The sequence below is a fragment of the Stenotrophomonas sp. PS02297 genome, assembly GCF_029959705.1.
GTDB lineage: Bacteria > Pseudomonadota > Gammaproteobacteria > Xanthomonadales > Xanthomonadaceae > Stenotrophomonas > Stenotrophomonas nitritireducens.
In genome coordinates this window covers 1-766 of sequence record NZ_JASCOS010000245.1, presented here as the reverse complement: position 1 = coordinate 766, position 766 = coordinate 1, and the positions used below count along the sequence as shown (strand labels likewise).

The following is a 766-nucleotide window of genomic DNA, read 5'->3' as shown; positions in this document are numbered from 1 at the left end:
CCTGGGGCGGCCACCGTGCACAGGCCCGGCGTGGACTAACTCAACCCCCGCGGCCGCCCGGCGGCGGCGCGCGCCGACAACACCGGCACCTGGTCGAAGCGCTGCGGGCCGACCTCGTCGAAGGCCACAGTCTGCAGCACCTGCGGCACCACCGGGGCCGACGGCGCCGACGGCGCGCTGCTGCCGCCGGTCTGGCCGGACGCGGCAACGGTGAAGGTGTAGCTCACGCCATCGGTCAGCCCGCGCACCGTGATCGGCGAGCCCGTGCCGCTGGCGGTGATGCCGCCCGGCTGCGCGGTGACCGTGTAGGTGATGGTCTCGCCGGTAGCGGCGGACGGGGTGAAATGCACCGCCACCTCGCCCGAACCGACCACCGTCACCTCGCCCGGTACCGGCGACGCGGCCACCACCGCGGTCACGCTGAACGACTGCGCCCGCGAAGCCGGCAAGTGACTGGCATCGCCGTCCTGGTGCACCGTCACCGTGCAGGTACCGGCACTGGCGAAACCCAGCATGCCAGCGGCCGTGACGTTACACACAGACGGCGTGGATGCCTCGAAGCGCAGCGGCAGGCCCGAATCCACCGAGGCCACCAGCGTCGGCGTGGTGCCGAAGGCCTGTGCGCCCGGATTGGCGAAACTGATCACCTGCGTCGCCGCCGTGGTGACGGCATTGGATGCGGCCGACGCCGCACCGGTGCCCACGCCGTTGGTCGCGGTCACGGTGAAGGTGTAGCGCGTACCCGGGGTCAGCCCGTTGACCGTGA

The 766-nt window shown here is 72.3% G+C and carries 1 protein-coding gene; it reads right to left on the bottom strand.

Annotation, left to right across the window (positions count from 1 at the left end):
• Nucleotides 1-35: 35 nt before the first annotated feature.
• A partial coding sequence (locus QMX80_RS19210; RefSeq protein ID WP_282278773.1) for a hypothetical protein occupies nucleotides 36-766 on the bottom strand: 731 nt, incomplete at its 5' end.